Raw genomic sequence first — 19,191 nt, forward strand, 5'->3', positions numbered from 1 at the left:
GGCCCCCATCGGCCAGGCCCGGCCACCGTCAAGCCCCGAGACCTCGTGCGGGTGCTCGGGCTTTTTTTTGCCCAATTTCTCATGCAAGAACCGTTGATCAGGAGGAAATGAACCATGTTGGACGACGCACTCAAAACCCAGTTGAAAGCCTATCTGGAGCGCCTGACCCGGCCGGTGGAGCTGGTGGCCACGCTTGACGACAGCCAGGGCGGGCGCGACATGCGCGCGCTGCTGGAGCAGATTGCCGAGCAAAGCGACAAGATCAGCCTGCGCACCGATGGCAGCGATGCGCGCGTGCCTTCGTTCCTGATCACCAACCCCGGTGTGGACAGCGGCCTGCGCTTTGCTGGCGTGCCGCTGGGGCATGAATTCACTTCGCTGGTGCTGGCGTTGCTGCAAGTGGGCGGCCACCCCTCGAAGGAGCCCGAGCAGCTGCAGCAGCAAATTCGCGACATCAGCGGCCGCTTTCACTTTGAGACCTATTACTCGATCACCTGCCACAACTGCCCGGACGTGATCCAGGCGCTGAACCTGATGGCCGTGCTCAACCCCAACATCACGCACACGGCCATCGACGGGGCGCTCTACCAGCAGGAGATCGAAGACAAGCAAATCATGGGCGTGCCCACGGTGTTCCTCAATGGCCAGCACTTCGGCCAGGGGCGCATGGCGTTGGCCGAAATCGTGGCGCGCATTGACGACAGCGCCGCAGAAAAGGCCGCGCAGGAAATCAGCAGCAAGGAGCCGTTTGACGTGCTCATCGTCGGCGGCGGCCCCGCTGGCGCGGCCGCCGGCGTGTATGCCGCGCGCAAGGGCATCCGCACCGGCATTGCGGCCCAGCGCTTTGGTGGCCAGGTGCTCGACACCATGGACATCGAGAACTACATCTCCGTGCGCAAGACCGAAGGCCCGCAGTTCGCGGCGGCGCTGGAGGCGCACGTGCGGGACTACGACGTGGACATCATGAATCTGCAAACGGCCAGCAAGCTGGTGCCGCCCAGCGCGCCGGGCGGGTTGATCGAGGTGCAGTTCGAAAGCGGCGCGCGCTTGCAGGCCAAGACCGTCATCCTCTCCACCGGCGCGCGCTGGCGCGCCATGGGCGTGCCCGGCGAGGAGGAGTACCGCACCAAGGGCGTGACCTTCTGCCCGCACTGCGACGGCCCGCTGTTCAAGGGCAAGCGCATTGCCGTCATCGGCGGCGGCAACTCTGGCGTTGAGGCCGCCATCGACCTGGCCGGCATTGTCGAGCACGTCACTTTGCTGGAGTTCGCCCCGCAGCTGCGCGCCGACGACGTGCTGCAGAAGAAGCTGCGCTCGCTGCCCAATGTCGAGGTGCTGCTCAACGCCCAGACCACGCAGGTGCAGGGCCAGGGCGGCAAGGTCAACGCGTTGGCGTACAAGAACCGTGAGACCGGCGCCGAAAGCACGCTGGCGCTGGAGGGCATCTTCGTGCAGATCGGGCTGCTGCCCAATACCGACTGGCTCAAGGGTACGCTGGAGCTCTCGCCCATGGGCGAGATCGTCGTCGATGCCCATGGCCGCACCAGCATCCCCGGGGTGTTCGCCGCAGGCGATTGCACCACCGTGCCCTACAAGCAAATCGTCATCGCCGCAGGGGATGGCGCCAAGGCCGCATTGAGCGCCTTTGACCATCTGATCCGCTCGTGATCGACCCACGCCCTGGCCCGGTGCGGGCCAGGGCGCCATGCAAAAAGCGCCAGCGGCATGTACAGCCGCTGGCGCTTTTTTTATGTTCAGAGCCCAAATCGCTTAGGGCGTGAACAGGTTCTTACAGCGTGCAGGAGACGCAGCCTTCGACCTCCGTGCCCTCCAGCGCCATCTGGCGCAGGCGGATGTAGTAAATGGTCTTGATGCCCTTGCGCCAGGCGTAGATCTGCGCCTTGTTCACATCGCGCGTGGTGGCGGTGTCGCGGAAGAACAGCGTCAGCGACAGGCCCTGGTCCACGTGGCGCGTGGCGGCGGCGTAGGTGTCGATGATTTTCTCCGGGCCGATTTCGTAGGCATCCTGGTAGTACTGCAGGTTGTCCTGCGCCAGGTAGGGCGCGGGGTAGTACACGCGGCCGACCTTGCCTTCCTTGCGGATCTCGATCTTGGCGACGATGGGATGGATGCTGCTGGTGGAGTTGTTGATGTAGGAGATCGAGCCGGTGGGCGGGATGGCCTGCAGGTTCTGGTTGTAGATGCCGTGCTGTTGGATGCTGGCCTTGAGGGCTTTCCAGTCCTCCTGCGTGGGGATGGCGATGCCGGCCTGCTCGAACAGTTGGCGCACGCGGGCGGTCTTGGGCTCCCACTTCTGGAAGATGTATTTGTCGAAATACTCGCCGCTGGCGTACTTGGAGTCCTTGAAGCCCTTGAAGGTCTTGCCGGTCTCGATGGCCAGTTGGTTGGAGGCGCGCAGCGCGTGGTAGGTAATGGTGTAGAAGTAGATGTCGGTGAAGTCGATGCCTTCTTCACTGCCGTAGAAGATTTTTTCGCGCGCCAGGTAGCCGTGCAGGTTCATCTGCCCCAGGCCGATGGCGTGCGAGTCGTCATTGCCCTTGGCAATAGAGGGCACGCAGCGGATGTCGCTCATGTCGGAGACGGCTGTCAGCGCGCGGATGGCCATCTCCACCGTCTTGGCGAAATCGGGCGAATCCATGGTCTTGGCGATGTTCAGGCTGCCCAGGTTGCAGGAGATGTCCTTGCCAATGGTCTCGTAACCCAGGTCGTCCACGTAGTGCGAAGGCTCGTTGACCTGCAGGATCTCCGAGCACAGGTTGCTCATGTTGACGCGCCCCTTGATGGGGTTGGCGCGGTTGACCGTGTCCTCGAACATGATGTAGGGGTAGCCCGATTCGAACTGGATCTCGGCCAGGGTCTGGAAGAACTCGCGCGCGTTGATCTTCTTTTTGCGGATGCGCGGGTCGTCCACCATCTCGCGGTATTTCTCGGTGACGGAAATGTCGGCCATGGGCTGGCCATAGACGCGCTCGATGTCATAGGGCGAGAACAAATACATGTCCTCGTTGTTCTTGGCCAGCTCGAAAGTGATGTCGGGGATGACCACGCCCAGCGACAAGGTCTTGATGCGGATTTTCTCGTCGGCGTTCTCGCGCTTGGTATCCAGAAAGCGCAGGATGTCCGGGTGGTGGGCGTTGAGGTACACCGCCCCCGCGCCCTGGCGCGCGCCCAGCTGGTTGGCGTAGGAAAAGGCGTCTTCCAGCAGCTTCATGATCGGGATCACGCCCGAGGACTGGTTCTCGATGTGCTTGATGGGCGCGCCTGCCTCGCGGATGTTGCTCAGGCAAAAGGCCACGCCGCCGCCGCGCTTGGACAGTTGCAGCGCCGAGTTGATGGAGCGGCCGATGGACTCCATGTTGTCCTCGATGCGCAGCAAAAAGCACGAGACCAGCTCGCCGCGCTGGCGCTTGCCGCAGTTGAGGAAGGTCGGCGTGGCCGGCTGAAAGCGCCCGCTGATGATCTCGTGCATCAGCTCCATGGTCATGGCCTCGTCGCCGCGCGCCAGCGTCAGCGCCACCATGCACACGCGGTCTTCGTAGCGCTCCAGATAGCGCTTGCCGTCAAAGGTTTTCAGCGTGTAGCTGGTGTAGTACTTGAAGGCGCCCAGAAAGGTTGGGAAACGGAATTTGTGCGCATAGGCCGCATCCCAGAGCTTTTGCAGAAAGGCAAAGTCGTACTGCGCCAGCACCTGGCCCTCGTAATAGCCTTTCTCCACCAGGTAATCGAGCTTTTCCTTCAGGTTGTGGAAAAACACCGTGTTCTGGTTCACGTGCTGCAAGAAGTACTGCCGCGCGGCCAGCCGGTCCTTGTCCAACTGGATTTCCCCATTGGGCCCGAACAGGTTGAGCATGGCGTTGAGCGCGTGGTAGTCCAGCTCCAGCTCTTCCTTGGTGGCCGCCGGCGCCTTGTGCACTGGCGTAGCCTGCAGCGGCGCCTTGGGCTGGGGCGGCTGGGCGGCGGAGGCCTGTGTCTTGGGGGCTGGGGCGTAGGCGGTCTCGGTAGAGGTGGCTGACATGGCGGGCTCGGCGGGAAAGAGGGTCAAACAGGAATCAACAAAAAAAGAAAAGATCGGCGGGTGATGCGCCCAGCGCGGCCTCAGAGCGCATGGCCGCTGGGCTACGGGTGCGAGGCTGGTTCAGGCGCGGGCTCAGGTTCAGACTGCTGGGCCGCCTGCTGCAAAAAGGCACTGATGCCCTGGCGCACGCGCTGCACATCGTCGCTGGTGCCCAGCAGCTCGAACTTGTAGAGCAGCGGCACCTGGCATTTTTGCGCCACCACCGCCCCGGCCAGCCCGTAGGCCGTGCCGAAGTTGGTATTGCCTGCAGCGATCACGCCGCGCAGCAGGCGGCGGTTTTCAGGCTGGTTCAGAAACGCAATGACGGGCTTGGGTACGGCCCCCTTGAGGCTGCCGCCGCCGTAAGTGGGCACGACCAGCACATAGGGCCCGCTGGCCTGGAACTGCTCGGCCTGCGCCACCTTCAAGGGAATGCGCTGCGCGGGCAATGCCAGCTTCTCGACGAAGCGGTGCGTGTTCTCTGAAACGCTGGAGAAGTAAACGATCATGCAGCAACGGCAATGCGGTCATGGCGGCCAGGAGTGCAGGCCGGGGCGCAAGGCTGGCGCAGCAGCGCCGAGATTTTGAACAGGCTCTCTCAAGCCGTGGCCGTCAGACTGGCGATCTTGTCGGGGCGAAAGCCACTCCAGTGCATGTCGTTGGCGATCACCACTGGCGCCTGGGTATAGCCCAGGTTTTTCACCATCGCCATGGCCTCGCTGTCCTGGGACAGGTCGACGACTTCATAGGCAATGCCCTGACGATCGAGGGCGCGGTAGGTGGCGGTGCACTGGACGCATGAGGGCGTGCTGTAGACCGTGACCTGCATGGGGGGCTCCTTCTTTGAGATCAGACGATGATGGCGTGCGGAAGGGGCGGCCCTGGGTCTCGGCAGCGGTTTCCCCATGCCGGGTCGTGCGCGGGTGTCCTCCCTCGTGATTGCATGGCAGCTGACCTTTGCAGTGGCCCTTGCCGGGGCCGGTGGCATGGTGCCGCTGGGCCGCCGATGCAAACCGGGCGATGCTACCATAGCCCACACCCCGGCCACTAGATGTAGTGCTGCTCCCGAAAGAAAACACTACATCTAGTGTTTTTTGGCGATTTGTTGATTTTTTGCAAGATGCTGGCTGGGCGCGGCCTGCACGGCCTCATCGGGGCGCAGGGCCTGTGCTGGCAAGGGTTGAAAAGGCCAAATCCACGCCACACGCGCCCTGCCGGGACATGGGATGCAGCAGCCCCAAGGAGGTCTTGTTGCAATTGGTTGCATCCGGTGCCTGGCGGTCAGCGCCCGCGCTGGGCGCTACCACTGGCCGGTTTCCATGCGGATGGCCACCTCGCAGTCGTCGAAGATGGCCAGCTTGGCGATGCGCACGCGCACGCCGATGACGCCGGGCAGCTGCATCAGCCGGTGCGAGACCTTGCCGATCAGCGTCTCCAGCAGGTTGACGTGCTCGGCCGTGCATTCGTCGATGATGATCTGGCGCACCTTGCGGTAATCCAGCACGCTGTGGATGTCGTCGTCAGCGGGCAGCAGCGGCTGCGTGCCCTGATGCAGCTCTGCATCGACCTGGATGGGCTGTGGGGCATTGCGTTCGTGCGCCAGAATGCCCAGATTGGCATCAAAGCGCAGGCCGGTCAGGGTCAGGGTCTGGGCGCCTTTGGTGTGGTGCATGGCAGGGATGCAGTGCAGCGAAAGGGAAAACGGGCCGGCCTGTGCAGGGTCATGCGCGTTGCTCCAGGCGGCGCAGCGCGGCCCAGCACAGTATGAGCATGAACAGGTAGAACATGGTGCCGCTGTTGTGCGCGAAGAACACCTGCGTCCAGCCAAAGCCGATGTACATCAGGACGATGGCCGAGCCCATCAGGCGCAGCGCCCACCATTGTGCCTGCTGCCATGGCGGTGGCGCTGCGACCAGCAGTGCTGCCTGGCGCTGGCGGCTGGGCCAGAACAAGGCCAGTGGCACGCCGTAGAACGCCAGCAGCAACGCCACGCCTAGCAGCCCGCGCTTGGAGAACAAATCCAGCACCTCGTTGTGGGCGTGGTCGAAGTAAGTGGTGTTGATGTCGAATTGGCCAGCCTGCGCCAAGCGCAGCTTTTCCTGCTTGTAGCCGGCATCGCCCCAGCCCAGCCAGGGCTTTTGCTGGCCCATGTGCCAGGCCAGGCGCCAGTGCTCCAGGCGGTGCCCGATGGATGTACTGGCATCGCCCTGGGCCTGATAGGCAGCCACCTCCGTGCCCATCAGCTGCAGGCGCTGCACGACCTGTGGCAGGCTGACGGTCAGCGGCACCAGCAATACCAGCAGCAGGGCCGCCCATGGACGAGCCAGCCAAACTGTTCGGCCGGCGCGGGCTGGCTGGCGCCCAGGCAGGCGCAGCACTGGCCAGGCCAGCAGCGGCAACAGCAGCAGGGCCAACCAACCGCCACGCGTGAGCGAGAGCACAGAAGCGCCGAATGCTGCGCCAATGGCCAGCACCAGCCCCAGCCGCATGCCCGGCCGCAGCCGTTGGTAATGGCAGGCCAGCACGATGCCGGCCAGCACCGCCAGCAGCAGCGCCAGGTTGCCAAACTGGATGGCATTGGTGTGGCCGGCGGCCCTGGCCATGCCCAGGCCGTAGACCTGCCACAGCGCGATGCCGCCGGCCCCCAGGCAGCCGGCCAGCAGGCCTTTTTCCAGCGCCTGGGCGCTGGGCGGGTGGGCCAGCGCATAGCCCAGGCAGGGCAGGGCCAGGGCGTATTTGCTGAACCGGTCCCAGCGCGCCGAGCCGGCCTGGGCATCGGCCTGGATGGCCCACATCAGCCCCATGGCCAGGATGGTGGCCGCCAGCAGCCAACTGCCAGCGCTCAGGCGTGGCAGCGTTCTGGGCCAGTGGTGCAGATTGGCCAGCGCCAGCAGCAGTAGCAGCAGCGCCCCCCAGGAATAGCCCGAGGGCAGCCACAGCGCCAGCGCTGGCACCAGGAAAGCCGCCACGCTGGTGGCGCGCTCCCAACGCCCCTGCGGCGCGCATGGACTGGCTTCAATGGTGGCGGCGCTGGACATCGTCACTGAGGCGCTCGTAGTCGTAGCGCAGCGCTGCGTAGCGCAAAAAGCTCTCCAGCGCCTTGAAGAAGCAGTAGAGGAAGCCTGCACCGCCGCCCAGCAGGCCCAGGCGCAGCAGGTAATAGCGCACAAAGGCCACCAGCGCCGCGGCCAGACCGCGCAGCACGCCGCCGCGCTTGCCCTGCGCCTTGCGCTTGGTCGCGCCCAGCATGGCGTACTGCATCACCTTGGCCATGGAGGTGCTGACATCGGGGTTGGTGTAGTGCACCAGCAGGGCCTGGATGTCCTTGCGCGGCGCGGGCGCGCGCAGCAGGGCCTCTTCGTGCACCACCCCCTCGAAGCGCTCGATCAATTGCCGTGGGAACAGGCGCACGACCCGGGTGCGCGACATGGTGCGCGGCAGCACGCGGCCAAATGCCACCAACTGCCAGCGGATGCGCCAGACGGCCTGGCGGTCGTCCTGCGCGACGATGGCCAGCAGCTCCTTTTGGAAGGCCGGCGAGATCACCTCGTCGGCATCAAGGAAGAAGACGAAATCGCCGCTGGCGTGCTCCAGCAGGCGGTTGCGCTGCACGGCAAAGCCGTGCCAGTCCGCATGCACATGCACGGCCGCGCCCATGCTGCGGGCGATCTCCACCGTCCTGTCGGTGCTGCCAGCGTCCACCACCACTACCTCGTCGGCAAAGGCGGCGCTTTGCAGGCATTGGCCGATGTGCCGCTCTTCATTGCAGGCCAGCACCGCGATGGTCAGCCGGGGCCGCTGGGCACCTGCGGGTGCCCGGCCAGCGGCCAGGGGGGCGACGTGGGGATGTGGCAGCTCGCGGTCCATGGTGGGGCAGGCAGGGCGAGGGGCTAGCAAAAAGCGGTGCGGGCAAGGCTGGGCGCGCGGGGCACAAACCGCCAAGGGGGCGGCAGCGCAGGCCCAGCCATCGTTAAAAACCCGCCATTATCGGCGCGCCGCCAGGGGGCGGTCCGTGCCGGGCCGCAATTTTTCAGCGCGCGCCAAGTGTGTGAACAGGCTTTCATGGCGCTGTGCTTGCATTAGCGGCTGCGGCATCGGCCGGGCGGCCCAGCTGCCAGCTTTGCAGGCGGCCGGCGCGAAAGCGGCCATCCAGCCAGGCCCCGCCCGGGTCTTGCCAGCGGTAGACCTCCTCGGCCTGGCCCAGCGGGCCTTGCGGCTCGCCCAGCGCGCGGGTGTGCTGCACGACCTGCAGCAGCGTCATGCCGACTTTCAAGCGGCTGTTGAGCATCACGGCGCTGGAGACAAAGCCCTTGGGCGAGCTGGCCGCCGCGCGCAGCACGCGCAGCACCCGGCTCAGGTGCAGCAGCACGAAAAACACCACCGCGCCCAGCGCCAGCATGAAGCCGGGCCAGCCGCGAAAGACAAACCCGGCCATGAGCAAAGCCACTGCGGCGATCAGCCACAGCAGCAGTTTCAGTGTCGCTTGCATGGGGCGCGATTGTATCGGCGGCTGCTCATTGGCCTGCAGCCATCAAGTGCGCACCAGCACCAGCAGCGCCAGGGCCAGGGCCAGGGCCAGGGTTGCAGCCTGCAGCAGCAGACAGCCGGCTTGCCGGCGCAGCAGCCGCAGGCAGGCGCGTTGGCGTTGCGGCCAGGTGCGCGGCGGCGTTGCGCTGCGGCCTGGCTTCAGCCCCAGGGCCTGCAGGGCCGCATCGAGCTGGCTGGCCGCCTGCTGCGCATCACTGGCGTGGCAGGCCAGCCAGCCTAGCAGCTGCGCGTCGATGGCCGTGCGCGCGGCGGTGAGCTTTTGTGCCAATGCGGCCAGCAGGCTGATGGCCAGGCCCAGCGCCGCCCACAGACCAAGCTGGCTGGGCCAGGGCCAGGCGGTGGTCGCCAGCGCCGCCAGCACCAGCAGCGCCAGCCCAGCCAAGGCGTTGCTGCAGCCATCGATCAGTCGGCCTTGGCGCAGCACGGCCGCCAGCACAGCCCATTGGTAGCGTTGCGCGCTGGCCTCGGCCGCAGCGCTGGGGGCTGATGCTGGAGGGCATGACACCGGGCATGGCGTCGGGCCAGGCATGGCGGGCTTCCCTTCAGTCATGTGCACAGGCCCTGGGTTGCGGGGGGATGGTCGGTTCGTTGGTCAACTTGATGGCCAATTGCGCCAGCACGGCGCGGTGGCTGGCGTGCAGCACGGTCTGGGTGCGGGCCGCCTGCAATCGGGCGACGGCCGCGGCCGGGCTGGCGGCGTGACCGTAGCGCAGCAGCCAGGCGGCCACGGCCATGGCGCTGCGCGAATAGCCCAGCGCGCAGCACACCAGCACAGCCTGGCCGGGCGCTTGGCGGCGCGCCGCCTCAATGGCGTCTGCGGCCTGCAGGCATTGCTCGGCCGTGGGGATCAGCAAGTCCAGCCAGGGCAGGGTCGTGTAATGCGCCAACTGGCGGTGTACGGCGCGCGGGCAGGGCAGCTCGGCGCACAGGTCGATCAGCGCGGCGCATTGCGGCGGCAGCTCGGTCCCGGGCCGCGCCGGCATGCGGCCCAGCCACAGGCCTGGGGCGATGGCGCTCGGCTGCGGGTGGCGCCGCGTCCACCAGTGGCGATTCAGCCAAGCCGCCAGCGTGTAAGGAGCCAGCAGCCAGCGGCTGGCTGTGCTGTGGCGGCCATCGGGGCGCTTCTGAAAACCTGAACTGCCCCACCAGGCGTAATGCCCGGCCACCAGCAGCAGCGCCGTGGCCGGCCACAGCAGCCACAGGGCGATGGGCTGGCCCGAACTGGTCAGCCATGCGGCCAGCGCCGCGCAGGTCAAGGCCCCGCCCAGGTAGCGCCGCGCCAGCCGGCGTCGGGCCGCATCGCCAGGAGCCGGGCCGGTGGCGGTGTGCGCCATTGGCGGCATGGGCCAGAGCCAGGCGGCCAACAAGCCCAGCAGCGCGCCGGTGGGCAGGTCGATGAAGTGGTGCTGCCAGGTGGTCAGCACCGACAGGCCGATCAGCGCAAACCAGCCGTGCAGCAGCCAGCGAGCCCAAGGCGCTTGCAGGTGTCGCCCGTACAGCAGCCAGAGCACCACCAGCAGCGCGATGTGCAACGAGGGCGCTTGGTTGAAGGGCTTGTCAAAGCCCATCAGCGCATCGAACAGCAGGCCGAAGACTCCGTCGATGGCGGGGCGCTGCCAGGCAAAGCGCAGCGGCCACAGCAGAAAGCAGGCGATGGCCACGGCCTGCACTGTCAGCAGCCGCCGCCAGTGCGTCAGCAGCTCTTGGCGCGAGCGGCAGACGAACAGCGACAGCGCGTAGAGCAGGTTGATGGACCAGTAGGGCACGATGGTCCAGGGCCACAGCGGGATGTGGCGCTCCCAATCGAACACCACGCTGCCCACGCCCTGGCTGCCCCAGTGGCCCAGGGCGCGCTGTTCGGCCGCGTAGTTGGCCAGGCCATAGCTGGTATAGAACAACACGGCCAGCGCCAGCAGGCGCCACAGCGCTTGCCGCCAAAGGCCGGGCGGGCGCAGTGGCTGAATGGTGCTGGCGTTTGGGGCGGCGGCGTGGGCCATGGCGCATCCTTGGCAACAGGCTTTCAGCCCAGGCGCTGCGCCAGCGAGACGCTGAAGATGCCCCAGCGGTCGATGCGCTGGGTCAGCTTGCGAAAGCCGGCGGCGGCCACCAGCTCGTCCATCTCGGCCTGGCTGCGTAGGCGCATCACCCAGGGCTGGCCGCCGCGGTGACTGCTCAGGGCCCGGGCGATGAGCTCCTGCTGCGGGTGCCAGGGCTGGCCGGTGTAGATCAGGTAGCCGCCCGGGGGCACGGCCTGGGCCAGCCCGGCCAGCGAGCGCGCCACCAGCGCGTTGTCGTCAAACAGCTCGTACAGGCCGGAGACCACGGCCAGCGTGGGGCGCGGCTGCAGCTGGGCCAGGTCTTGCTCGTCGAAGGCGTCGCCCTTGGCAAAGCGCGCCACGTCCGCCAGGCCCTTGGCGGCGATCAGGGCCTGGCCGTCGCGCACGTTGATGTCGCTGTAGTCGCGCAGCAGCAGCTGCTCGGGCAGCGGGATCCCGGCTGGGCGCTCGGTAATGGCCTCGAGCATGTAGCGGCCGTGGCCTGCGGCGATGTCCACCATGCGCAGCGGCTGGCCGGCCTCGTGCAGGCGCTGCATGGCCAGGTGCAGCAGCTCTTCGAGGTGGCGCTTGCGCTGGCGGATGCCGCGCCAGCCGATGGAGTTCAGGTAGTTGCGATCCATGAGGCGGCCCAGCGCGCTGGGGCTGTCGGCCCGGTTGCGGTACACGTAGTCCAGCGTGCTGCCGGAGTCGAAACCGGTCTCGAAGCCCAGCTTCAGCCCGTTGGAGAAGCGGCTGCCCCAGCGCAGCGCAGCGCGCTGCAGCTGCCAGTAGCGCTGCGCCAGCGAGCCTGGCGGCAGCGGCGCGGCCAGCGCTTGGGCCTGGGCGCAGCCGGGGCCGGCGCGGTCGGCCTGGCGCAGGCTGGGCGGCGCGGGCGCGTCCCAGGCGGCGAGGATGAAGCGCCGCGCCTGGGCCACGGCGTGGGCGCGGTCGCGCTCGCCCAGGGTGTCGTGGTAGAAGCCCGGCAGCACGATGTGCTCTTTGAGGCTGGCGCCCAGGCGCTCGAAAAAGCGCTGCTGCGGGCCGGTGCGCACCACCAAGTCGCTGCCCGAGACGAGCAGCTGCGTGGGCACTCGGATGGCCTGGGCGTCGGCGACGATGCGCTCGGCCGTGTCGTACAAATCCAGCAGCACGTTCACGGCAATGGGCCGGGTGATCAGCGCATCGCTGGCATAGCTGGCCGCGCGCTCGCGGTCGTGCGTCAGAAAGCGCGGCTTGACGTAGCTGTTGACGAAGAACTTGCCGCGCAGCCTGTGCAGCAGCTTCAGCGCGGGGCGCGCAAAGGGCACGTACAGCTTGATGTCGAAGGCCGGCGCGGCCAGCACCTGGGCGCGGATCGGCGGCGCGTAGTCGTGCACCCAGGTGGCGGCCAGCACCGCGCCCACGCTTTGCGCCACCAGGGCCATGTCCTGCGGGGCCACGCCGTGCTGCTGCTGCAGGTGCTGGGCAAAGCTTTGCAGGTCGCGCACATTGGTGGCAAAGCCCGGGCTGTCGCCGCGCTCGCCGCCTGACAGGCCGTGGCCGCGCGCATCCCAGGCGAAGAACTGGAACTGCGGCAGCGCCAGCTCCTCGACCAGGTGCGCCATGCGCCCGGAATGCTCATGGCCGCGATGCAGCAGCACGATGGTGGGCGTGGGCGCTGCCGCCTGCACGCCATAGGCCGCATCGCCCTGTGCTGCCGGCGCTGCAGGCAGCACGGCCGGCCAGTGTCGGTAAAACAGCGACAGCCCATCGTGCGTGGTGAAGCGCCGCTCTTGCATGGGTCGCGCTGCCGGGTGGGTGTTGTTGTGGGCAGGGGCGCTGGGCAGGTCGGGCTGTGGCTGCGGTGGCAGTGGCTGGTGTGGCATGGCGTTGACCCTCATTGGTTTGGTGTTTGGGCTGATTGGCAGGCAGGCGGAGCCGGGCGCGGTGCCCAGGGTGCCGCCTGTGCGTCAATGGAGGGGTTATCGCAGAGTGATCCCGGCGCAGGGCTTTTAGGGCCTGCGCGTATCACTTCATGCTACCGCCGGAGGCGGCAGGCCGCCCTTTGGGGCGGCTTGCCCAGACCAACTCAGGCCGATGCAGGCGCGGCCAGCAACGCGTCCATCTCGGCCAGCGCCGCAGCCGGCAGCGGCAGGTGCAGCAGCCCGCCGTCGGCGTGGTCGGCGCCGCGCAAAAACCAGTACAGCAGGCCGCCCAGGTGCTGGCCGCTGTCGTAGTTGGGTAGGCGCTGGCGCAGCAGCCGGTGCAGCGCATGGCCGTAGAGCAGGGCCTGCACGTCGTAGCGGTGCGCCAGCATGGCCTCGCGCAGCGCCGCCGCGTGGTAGCTGGCCGGGCCGGGGCCGAGCCGGTTGCTCTTGTAGTCCAGCACCCAGAAGCGTTGGTGGTGTTGCAGCACCAGGTCGGCTGCGCCCATCAGCATGCCGTGCCATTGGCGTGTCTGCAGCGCGGGGCGATCCAGCCCGGGCCAGAAGTGGGCGCGGCAAATGGCGTCGATGGCCTGGGCGCTGGCCAATTGCGGCTGCTGCGCCACGGGCAGCCAGAACTCCATTTCCGGCAGGCAGTGCTCCAGCTCGCACAGGCGCGGCGCGGCCGTGGCCTGCAGCGGCAGTGGCGTGGCCAGCAGGCGGTTGAGCCATTGCTGCAGCGCGGGCCAGTGCTGCTGCATGCCCGCCAGAGTGGCCTGGCGCTGCAGGCGTGCGACCTGGGCCGGATTCAGTTGTGTGGGAAAGCCCTCGGCCTGCAGCCATTCCAGTGCTTCGTGTATCCAGTTGCCCAGCTGGGCGCTGCCGCGCAGTGCATGCCAGGCTGGGGCGGCAGGCTGCGCTGGCGCGGCCCATGCAGGGTTGGGCGGTATGGCGGGCCATTCGTCCTGTGCGCCCAGGGCGGCCGGCGGTGTCAGCAGGGTCAGGGTATCGGCCAGGGCGTGTGGCGCTGTCTCCACCCTGGCTTCTGCGTCGGCCTGCGCTTTTTCCTCTGCGGTGGCAGGCTCTGGCGGTTGTAGTTCGCGCACCAGCGCGCTGAAGCTGGCAATGGCGAAATGCTGGTCGGTATGGCCAGGGTAGGCTTGCGGCGCGCGCCAATGCCGCTGGGGTTGCTCGGGCTGGTAGCGCGTGCTGGCTGCGTGCGCGGCGGCGGCCTGCACCTGGATGGCGGCGCAGGGCGCGGCCCAGGCGCGCAGCTGCGGCAGCCACTGCGCATCGTCCAGCTCGCTGTCGCCATGCACCAGATAGCCCAGGGCGCTGCGGTGCAAGGCGTTGACCTTGGCGCGCGCGCCGGGGTAGATGGGCACGCCCAGCCACAGCGCGTGGCGCGCCCGCGTCAGCGCCACGTACAGCAGGCGCAGCGCCTCGCGGCACTCTTCTTCGCCCGCATCCTGCCCGGTGGGGCTGGGCGCGGCGGGCGTGCGGGCGCTGGATGCGCTGGGCGGGCGCTCGCCGTGCGAGGCAAAGGGCAGCATGACCACCGGGTATTCCAGCCCTTTGCTTTTGTGGATGGTGACGATCTGGATCAGCTGGGCATCGCTTTCGAGCCGCACGATTTGCTCTTCGGCTTGCATGGCGCTGTTCGAGCCCTGCTGCGCCTGCTGGATTTGCTGCGTGAAGTGGCGGATGAGCTGGTGCTCGGCTTCGCAGCCGACACTGGCCTGCTGCAGCAGCTCGGCCAGGTGCAGCACGTTGGTGAGGGTGCGCTCGCCGCGGCCGTCCTCGGCGGCCAGCCATTGGCGCGCCAGGCCCAATTGGTGGATGCTGTGGCGCAGCATGGGCAGCACGCCCTGGCGGCGCCAGATGTGCTGCAGCTGCTGCAGCAATTGCAGCTGCGCGTCCAGCAACGCTTCCTGCTCGGCCCCGGCCAGCAGGCTGGGCAGGGGCCAACCCAGCAGAGCGGTGGCAAAGGCGGCGCGCGCGCGGGCCACGTCGCCGGGCTGGGCCACGGCCTGCAGCCACAGCAGCAGGTCGCGCGCTTCGGCGCTGGCATAGACCGACTCGCGCCCGGAGAGGTACACCGCATGCAGCTGGCGCTGGCGCAGGGCGCGCTGCAGCAGCGCCGCGTCCTTCTGGTTGTGCACCAGGATGGCGATGTCGCCGGGCTGCAGGCGGCGCACGGCGCGGGGGCTGCCGTCTGCGCCGGCCTCGTACAGCGTCAGCTGCTCGCGTTGCAGCCAGGTGACGATCTGTTCGGCGCAGAGTTGGGCGAAGTGCTCCCAGGCCTCGTCCTTGGGCTGGGCCTGTTCGGGCACGCACAGCGTCATCGCGGTGAGCGCCTGCGCGCCAGCGGCTTGCTGCGGCCCCAGCCACTGGCCCAGGCCTTGGGCCTGCACAGGCTCGAACGGCAGCGGGCTGGGCTGGGCCTCATGGTCGCGAAAGCGAAATGCGCCCGGCCCGGGGCGCTGCTCGGCCTGGCTGAAGACGTGGTTGACGGCCTGCACCAGCGCCTGGCTGGAGCGGAAGTTGGTGTCCAGCGCGTCGTGGCGGCCCTGGGTCTGGCGCTTGGCCGCCAGGTAGCTGTGGATGTCGGCGCCGCGAAAGCCGTAAATGGATTGCTTGGGGTCGCCAATCAGCAGCAGGGCGTGCTCGGCCAGGTCGCGCTCGGGCTGGTAGAGGGTGTTGAAGATCTGGTACTGGCCGGGCGAGGTGTCCTGGAACTCATCGATCATGGCCGCCGGGTACTGCGCCAGCAGCTGCGCGCGCAGCGCCGCGCCATGCGCGCCGGCTAGGGCCTGTTGCACGCGCAGCAGCAGGTCGTCGAAGTCCATCACGCCCTGCTGGGCCTTGAGCTGCTGCCAGCGCTGGTGTGTGGCCGCCAGTGCGAAGGCCTGCGCGGCCTGGCCCAGGTTGGGCAATTGATCCAGGCGTTGCAGCAGGGCCTGCAATTGCGCGATTTCCTCGGGCAGCTCTTGCGGCGTCAGCGGCGGGGCCTGCGGGCGGCGCGCCTGCTGCAAGCCTTCGAGGCTCAGGCGCTGCCGGGCGGCGGCGGAGTCGCTCAGGCCGGCGATGTGCGGCGGCGGTGGCTGCTGCCGCGCCCATTGGCGCAGCGCTTGCAGCCAGGGCTGGTAAAAGCGCGCCTGCAGCTTGCGGCCATCCCAGTGGCTTTTTTGGGGGCTGCCCGCAGCGATTTGCGCATCCAGCCAGTTTTGCAGTTGATCGGCTTTTTCGTCCCAGCCGGCGGCCCATTGCGTCAGCAGCGCCTGTTGCTCTTGCAGGGCCTGCACCAGCCAGTCGCCCAGAGCCTGGCCGGTCAGTGCGGCGTCAGCGGCGGCGTGCTCCAGAAAGGGGGCTTTTTGCAGGCGGCGGCTTTGTGCCAGCCAATGCTGGGCATCAGGCCAGAGGGCCTGCACGTGCTGCAGCACATCGCCCTGCAACGGATAGACGTGGTTGCGCCAGAAATCCAGCGCCGCCACGTCCCACAGCTGGGCGCTGTCGCTGCCCAGCTGAGCCTGGCCGAGCTGGCCGGTGAGCGCGGCGTGGTCTTGCAGGACTTTGTGGCACCAGGCGTCGATGGTGTGGATGGCGGCCTCATCCATGCCCTGGGCGGCCAGCTCCAACCGCCAGGCGGCCAGCTCGCGCTGCGCGCCGGATGGGTAGTGCGCGCGCAGTGCGTGCAGCAGTGCGTCGGCCTGGTCGAGCTGACCGCGGAAAAAGCGCGTGGCCTCGTGCAGGCGTTCGCGGATGCGGGCGCTGAGCTCCTGGGTGGCGGCGCGGGTGAAGGTCAGCACCAGGATGTGCGGCGGCGTCAGCGGGCCAAAGGGTGGCGCAGCGCTTGGGTCGTGGGCCGCGCCGCCGTGGCCCAGCACCAGCCGAAGGTACAGCGCGGCAATCGTCCAGGTCTTGCCCGTGCCGGCGCTGGCTTCGATCAGGCGGCTGCCCTGCAGCGGCAGGCGCAGGGCCAGCGGCGGGGCGGCCGCATCGGCAGCGGCCGTCATGCCGATGTGGCGGCGCGCGCAGCGGCCTGGCGGGGGCGGCGCATCAGCAGTTCTCGCGCACGATGGCCTGGGCGCGCTGGCGCTGCGCCTCGCGCGTGGCGTCGTCCATGTAGCCGGCGTTGCCCTTGGCGTCGGTGGTCATGACGCGGCGGCCAGGCTCCAGGCGCTTGAGCGTGGCCTGGGCGGCGGCGCATTGGGCTTTGCGCTTTTCGGCGTTTTCGCGCCGGATGCGCTCGTTTTCCTGGGCGATGCGCTCGTTCTCTTGCTTGATCTTGGCGTTTTCCTCATCTTGCGCCGCCTGCTCGCGCGCCTGGGCTTCAGCCTGGGCCTTGGCCTGCGCGTCAACGCGGGCTTTGAGCTCGGCGTCCTCGCCGGCGCTGCTCTGGGCGGGGGCGCTATCGCCGTTCTCGGTGCTGGTTGGCGCGGCCGCTGCGGGGGCGGCCGGGGCGGCGTCGCGCGGCGCCTTGAGGATGCGGTTTTGCGGCACGTCCGGCGGGGGCGGGCGATCGCTGTACACCTTGCGGCCGCTGCCATCAAGCCATTGCCACTGGGGCTGGGCCTGCAGGGTGCCCAATGCGCCCAGGGCCAGCGCGGCGGCCAGCATCATGCGAAGTGAAGTCTTGCTCATGGATCAGGTCCCTCTCTCTTTGGATGGATGGGCTTGGCTGCGGCGCGCTGGCGCACAGTGCCAGGCTGGAACACTGCTTCGCAGCAAGGGGCCAAGTGTAGCGGGCCGGTCGGCCAGGGGCGGACAATGTCCGTGCGATGGCATTTGCATCCACGTGGCAGCACTGATGCTGGCCAAGCGGCTGGGAAATCACTTCGCTAGAATGGCCCGCTTGCCCGCTCTCGGGCGGCCTGGCAGGCCATTGCAATGGCCAAGACCCAGGCGCTTTCTTGACTTGTATGACATTCGAACCCAACCAAGCCGGTGCCGCCGCGCCGCTGGTGCAGATTCGCAATCTGCATTTCGGCTATGGCGAGCGCCCGATCTTGCGCGACGTGAGCCTGCAGGTGCCGCGCGGCAAGGTCACGGCCATCATGGGAGCCTCGGGCGGTGGCAAGACCACGCTGCTGCGGCTCATCAGCGGCCAGCACCTGCCGCCTGTGGGCAGCGTGTTCTTCGATGGCGTGGACGTGGGCGCGCAAACGCACAAGGGCTTGTATGCGCTGCGTCGGCGCATGGGCATGCTGTTCCAGTTCGGTGCGCTGTTTACCGACATGACGGTGTTCGAGAACGTGGCCTTCCCGCTGCGCGAGCACTCGGACTTGCCTGAGGCCGTGCTGCGCGACGTGGTGCTGATGAAGCTCCATGCCGTGGGCCTGCGCGGCGCGCGAGACCTGTACCCGAGCGAGATCTCCGGCGGCATGGCGCGGCGCGTGGCGCTGGCGCGGGCCATTGCGCTGGACCCGGAGCTGATCATGTACGACGAGCCCTTTGCCGGCCTGGACCCGATTGCGCTGGGCACGACAGCGCGGCTGATCCGCCGCCTCAACGATGCGCTGGGCACGACCAGCATCCTGGTCTCGCACGATCTGGACGAGACCTTCGCCATCGCCGATCACGTGGTGATTCTGGCCAATGGCGCCATTGCCGAGCAGGGCGCGCCGGCGCAAATTCGCCAAAGCCGCGATCCGCTGGTGCGGCAATTCGTGCAGGGCGCTTTCGATGGGCCGGTGCAGTTCCACTACCCCGGCCCTGGGCTGGAAGAGGATTTTGGCTTGCCGCGATTGAGCGGGCGTGCAGAGCGCGCAGCAGGAGGGCGGCCATGATGCAGCGTTGGTGGCAACCGGCCGAGGTGGGGGCGCGCGTGCGCCAGCTGTTGGCCAACTGGGGCTATGCGGCGCGCCTGTTCGTGCGCCTGTGGTTGCCGGGCTTGTTGTCGCTGCGGCGGTTTTCGCTGGTGCGCGACCAGGTGTTTTTTCTGGGCAACCGCTCGCTGACCATCATCGCCGTCTCAGGCCTGTTCGTCGGCAGCGTGCTCAGCCTGCAGCTGTACTACATCCTGCAGAGCTTTGGCTCGGCCCAGACCCTGGGCATGGTGGTGGCGCTGGCGCTGATCCGCGAGTTGGGGCCGGTGGTTACGGCGCTGCTGTTTGCCGGGCGCGCGGGCACTTCCCTGACGGCGGAGATCGGCCTGATGCGCGCGGGCGAGCAGCTCAGCGCCATGGAGATGATGGCCGTCGATCCCGTGCAGCGCATTCTGGTGCCGCGCTTTTGGGCAGGAGTCATCGTCATGCCGCTGCTGGTGGCCATCTTCAACGCGGTGGGCATTCTGGGCAGTTGGCTGATCGGCGTGGTGATGCTGAGCGTGGACGCAGGCGCGTTCTGGGGGCAGATGCAAAGCAATGTCGGCGTCTTCACCGACCTGCGCCAGGGGCTGGTCAAAAGCGTGGTGTTCGGCATTGCCGTGACCTTCGTGGCCCTGCTGCAAGGTTACGTCGCGCGGCCTACGCCCGAGGGCGTCTCGCGCGCCACCACGCGCACCGTGGTGCTGGCCTCGGTCGGCGCGGTGCTGGCACTGAACTTTTTGCTCACGGCCGTGATGTTCACGCCGGCCCATTGAGCACACGAGGGTCGCTGCACTTAGCGCGGCACATTGAGAGGAAAG

The 19,191-nt window shown here is 67.9% G+C and carries 15 protein-coding genes; 3 read left to right on the top strand and 12 right to left on the bottom strand.

Features of this window, described 5'->3' with window-relative positions; genetic code table 11:
* The first annotated feature begins 114 nt into the window (after positions 1–114).
* Positions 115–1,668, top strand: a complete 1,554-nt coding sequence (gene ahpF, locus CLI93_RS05780) for an alkyl hydroperoxide reductase subunit F (protein ID WP_095995990.1) — start codon at positions 115–117, stop codon at positions 1,666–1,668.
* A 121-nt stretch (positions 1,669–1,789) separates the two neighbouring features.
* Here ahpF and nrdE read toward each other — a convergent pair whose 3' ends face one another.
* From nrdE to CLI93_RS05840, 12 genes are all read right to left on the bottom strand, one after another.
* Positions 1,790–4,036, bottom strand: coding sequence for a class 1b ribonucleoside-diphosphate reductase subunit alpha (nrdE, locus tag CLI93_RS05785; protein WP_095995992.1), 2,247 nt, complete (start codon positions 4,034–4,036; stop codon positions 1,790–1,792).
* A 101-nt stretch (positions 4,037–4,137) separates the two neighbouring features.
* A complete protein-coding gene (gene nrdI / locus CLI93_RS05790) occupies positions 4,138–4,584 on the bottom strand; it encodes a class Ib ribonucleoside-diphosphate reductase assembly flavoprotein NrdI (RefSeq protein WP_095543124.1) in 447 nt (148 codons plus the stop codon).
* An 89-nt stretch (positions 4,585–4,673) separates the two neighbouring features.
* Positions 4,674–4,904 carry a glutaredoxin-like protein NrdH gene (gene nrdH / locus CLI93_RS05795; RefSeq protein ID WP_095543123.1) on the bottom strand — a complete coding sequence of 77 codons (231 nt, stop codon included), beginning with the start codon at positions 4,902–4,904 and terminating at the stop codon, positions 4,674–4,676.
* Between the two features lie 471 nt (positions 4,905–5,375).
* On the bottom strand, positions 5,376–5,747 hold the full coding sequence (locus CLI93_RS05800; protein WP_095539917.1) for a dihydroneopterin aldolase: 372 nt from the start codon (positions 5,745–5,747) through the stop codon (positions 5,376–5,378).
* Positions 5,748–5,796: 49 nt separating this feature from the next.
* On the bottom strand, positions 5,797–7,113 hold the full coding sequence (locus tag CLI93_RS05805) for an O-antigen ligase family protein (protein ID WP_095543122.1): 1,317 nt from the start codon (positions 7,111–7,113) through the stop codon (positions 5,797–5,799).
* The gene (locus CLI93_RS05810; RefSeq protein ID WP_095543121.1) at positions 7,091–7,942 is read right to left on the bottom strand and encodes a glycosyltransferase family 2 protein; all 852 of its coding nucleotides are present in this window, start codon (positions 7,940–7,942) and stop codon (positions 7,091–7,093) included. The genes CLI93_RS05805 and CLI93_RS05810 overlap by 23 nt, the downstream gene beginning before the upstream one ends.
* A gap of 193 nt (positions 7,943–8,135) precedes the next feature.
* A complete protein-coding gene (locus CLI93_RS05815) occupies positions 8,136–8,564 on the bottom strand; it encodes a glycerate kinase (RefSeq protein WP_095543120.1) in 429 nt (142 codons plus the stop codon).
* A 42-nt stretch (positions 8,565–8,606) separates the two neighbouring features.
* Complete coding sequence (locus CLI93_RS05820) at positions 8,607–9,152, bottom strand: hypothetical protein (RefSeq protein ID WP_143326441.1); 546 nt, start codon at positions 9,150–9,152, stop codon at positions 8,607–8,609.
* Between the two features lie 13 nt (positions 9,153–9,165).
* Positions 9,166–10,620 (bottom strand): phosphatase PAP2/dual specificity phosphatase family protein, encoded by a 1,455-nt coding sequence (locus CLI93_RS05825; protein ID WP_095543118.1) that lies wholly within the window; start codon positions 10,618–10,620, stop codon positions 9,166–9,168.
* A 23-nt stretch (positions 10,621–10,643) separates the two neighbouring features.
* A complete protein-coding gene (locus tag CLI93_RS05830) occupies positions 10,644–12,437 on the bottom strand; it encodes a bifunctional alpha/beta hydrolase/class I SAM-dependent methyltransferase (protein ID WP_095995993.1) in 1,794 nt (597 codons plus the stop codon).
* Between the two features lie 290 nt (positions 12,438–12,727).
* On the bottom strand, positions 12,728–16,579 hold the full coding sequence (recB, locus tag CLI93_RS05835; RefSeq protein ID WP_095542029.1) for an exodeoxyribonuclease V subunit beta: 3,852 nt from the start codon (positions 16,577–16,579) through the stop codon (positions 12,728–12,730).
* A 43-nt stretch (positions 16,580–16,622) separates the two neighbouring features.
* Complete coding sequence (locus tag CLI93_RS05840; protein WP_095542030.1) at positions 16,623–17,207, bottom strand: DUF4124 domain-containing protein; 585 nt, start codon at positions 17,205–17,207, stop codon at positions 16,623–16,625.
* A gap of 278 nt (positions 17,208–17,485) precedes the next feature.
* Between CLI93_RS05840 and CLI93_RS05845 the strand changes: the two genes are divergently transcribed.
* Together CLI93_RS05845 and mlaE are read left to right on the top strand one after the other, a co-directional pair.
* Complete coding sequence (locus CLI93_RS05845; RefSeq protein WP_095542031.1) at positions 17,486–18,352, top strand: ABC transporter ATP-binding protein; 867 nt, start codon at positions 17,486–17,488, stop codon at positions 18,350–18,352.
* Positions 18,352–19,146 carry a lipid asymmetry maintenance ABC transporter permease subunit MlaE gene (gene mlaE / locus CLI93_RS05850; protein ID WP_095542159.1) on the top strand — a complete coding sequence of 265 codons (795 nt, stop codon included), beginning with the start codon at positions 18,352–18,354 and terminating at the stop codon, positions 19,144–19,146. Before CLI93_RS05845 ends, mlaE begins: the two co-directional genes overlap by 1 nt.
* Positions 19,147–19,191: the final 45 nt, after the last annotated feature.

The sequence above is a fragment of the Vandammella animalimorsus genome, from assembly GCF_002288875.1.
Lineage (GTDB): Bacteria > Pseudomonadota > Gammaproteobacteria > Burkholderiales > Burkholderiaceae_C > Lampropedia > Lampropedia animalimorsus.

Bases quoted from the DNA above. Each gene is read 5' to 3' on its own strand.
- CLI93_RS05820 (WP_143326441.1), bottom strand. From the start codon at position 9,152: ATGCCTGGCCCGACGCCATGCCCGGTGTCATGCCCTCCAGCATCAGCC.
- CLI93_RS05830 (WP_095995993.1), bottom strand. From the start codon at position 12,437: ATGCAAGAGCGGCGCTTCACCACGCACGATGGGCTGTCGCTGTTTTAC.
- CLI93_RS05815 (WP_095543120.1), bottom strand. From the start codon at position 8,564: ATGCAAGCGACACTGAAACTGCTGCTGTGGCTGATCGCCGCAGTGGCT.
- CLI93_RS05805 (WP_095543122.1), bottom strand. From the start codon at position 7,113: ATGTCCAGCGCCGCCACCATTGAAGCCAGTCCATGCGCGCCGCAGGGG.
- nrdE (WP_095995992.1), bottom strand. From the start codon at position 4,036: ATGTCAGCCACCTCTACCGAGACCGCCTACGCCCCAGCCCCCAAGACA.
- CLI93_RS05810 (WP_095543121.1), bottom strand. From the start codon at position 7,942: ATGGACCGCGAGCTGCCACATCCCCACGTCGCCCCCCTGGCCGCTGGC.
- CLI93_RS05840 (WP_095542030.1), bottom strand. From the start codon at position 17,207: ATGAGCAAGACTTCACTTCGCATGATGCTGGCCGCCGCGCTGGCCCTG.
- CLI93_RS05845 (WP_095542031.1), top strand. From the start codon at position 17,486: ATGACATTCGAACCCAACCAAGCCGGTGCCGCCGCGCCGCTGGTGCAG.
- nrdH (WP_095543123.1), bottom strand. From the start codon at position 4,904: ATGCAGGTCACGGTCTACAGCACGCCCTCATGCGTCCAGTGCACCGCC.
- ahpF (WP_095995990.1), top strand. From the start codon at position 115: ATGTTGGACGACGCACTCAAAACCCAGTTGAAAGCCTATCTGGAGCGC.
- recB (WP_095542029.1), bottom strand. From the start codon at position 16,579: ATGACGGCCGCTGCCGATGCGGCCGCCCCGCCGCTGGCCCTGCGCCTG.
- CLI93_RS05825 (WP_095543118.1), bottom strand. From the start codon at position 10,620: ATGGCCCACGCCGCCGCCCCAAACGCCAGCACCATTCAGCCACTGCGC.
- CLI93_RS05800 (WP_095539917.1), bottom strand. From the start codon at position 5,747: ATGCACCACACCAAAGGCGCCCAGACCCTGACCCTGACCGGCCTGCGC.
- nrdI (WP_095543124.1), bottom strand. From the start codon at position 4,584: ATGATCGTTTACTTCTCCAGCGTTTCAGAGAACACGCACCGCTTCGTC.
- mlaE (WP_095542159.1), top strand. From the start codon at position 18,352: ATGCAGCGTTGGTGGCAACCGGCCGAGGTGGGGGCGCGCGTGCGCCAG.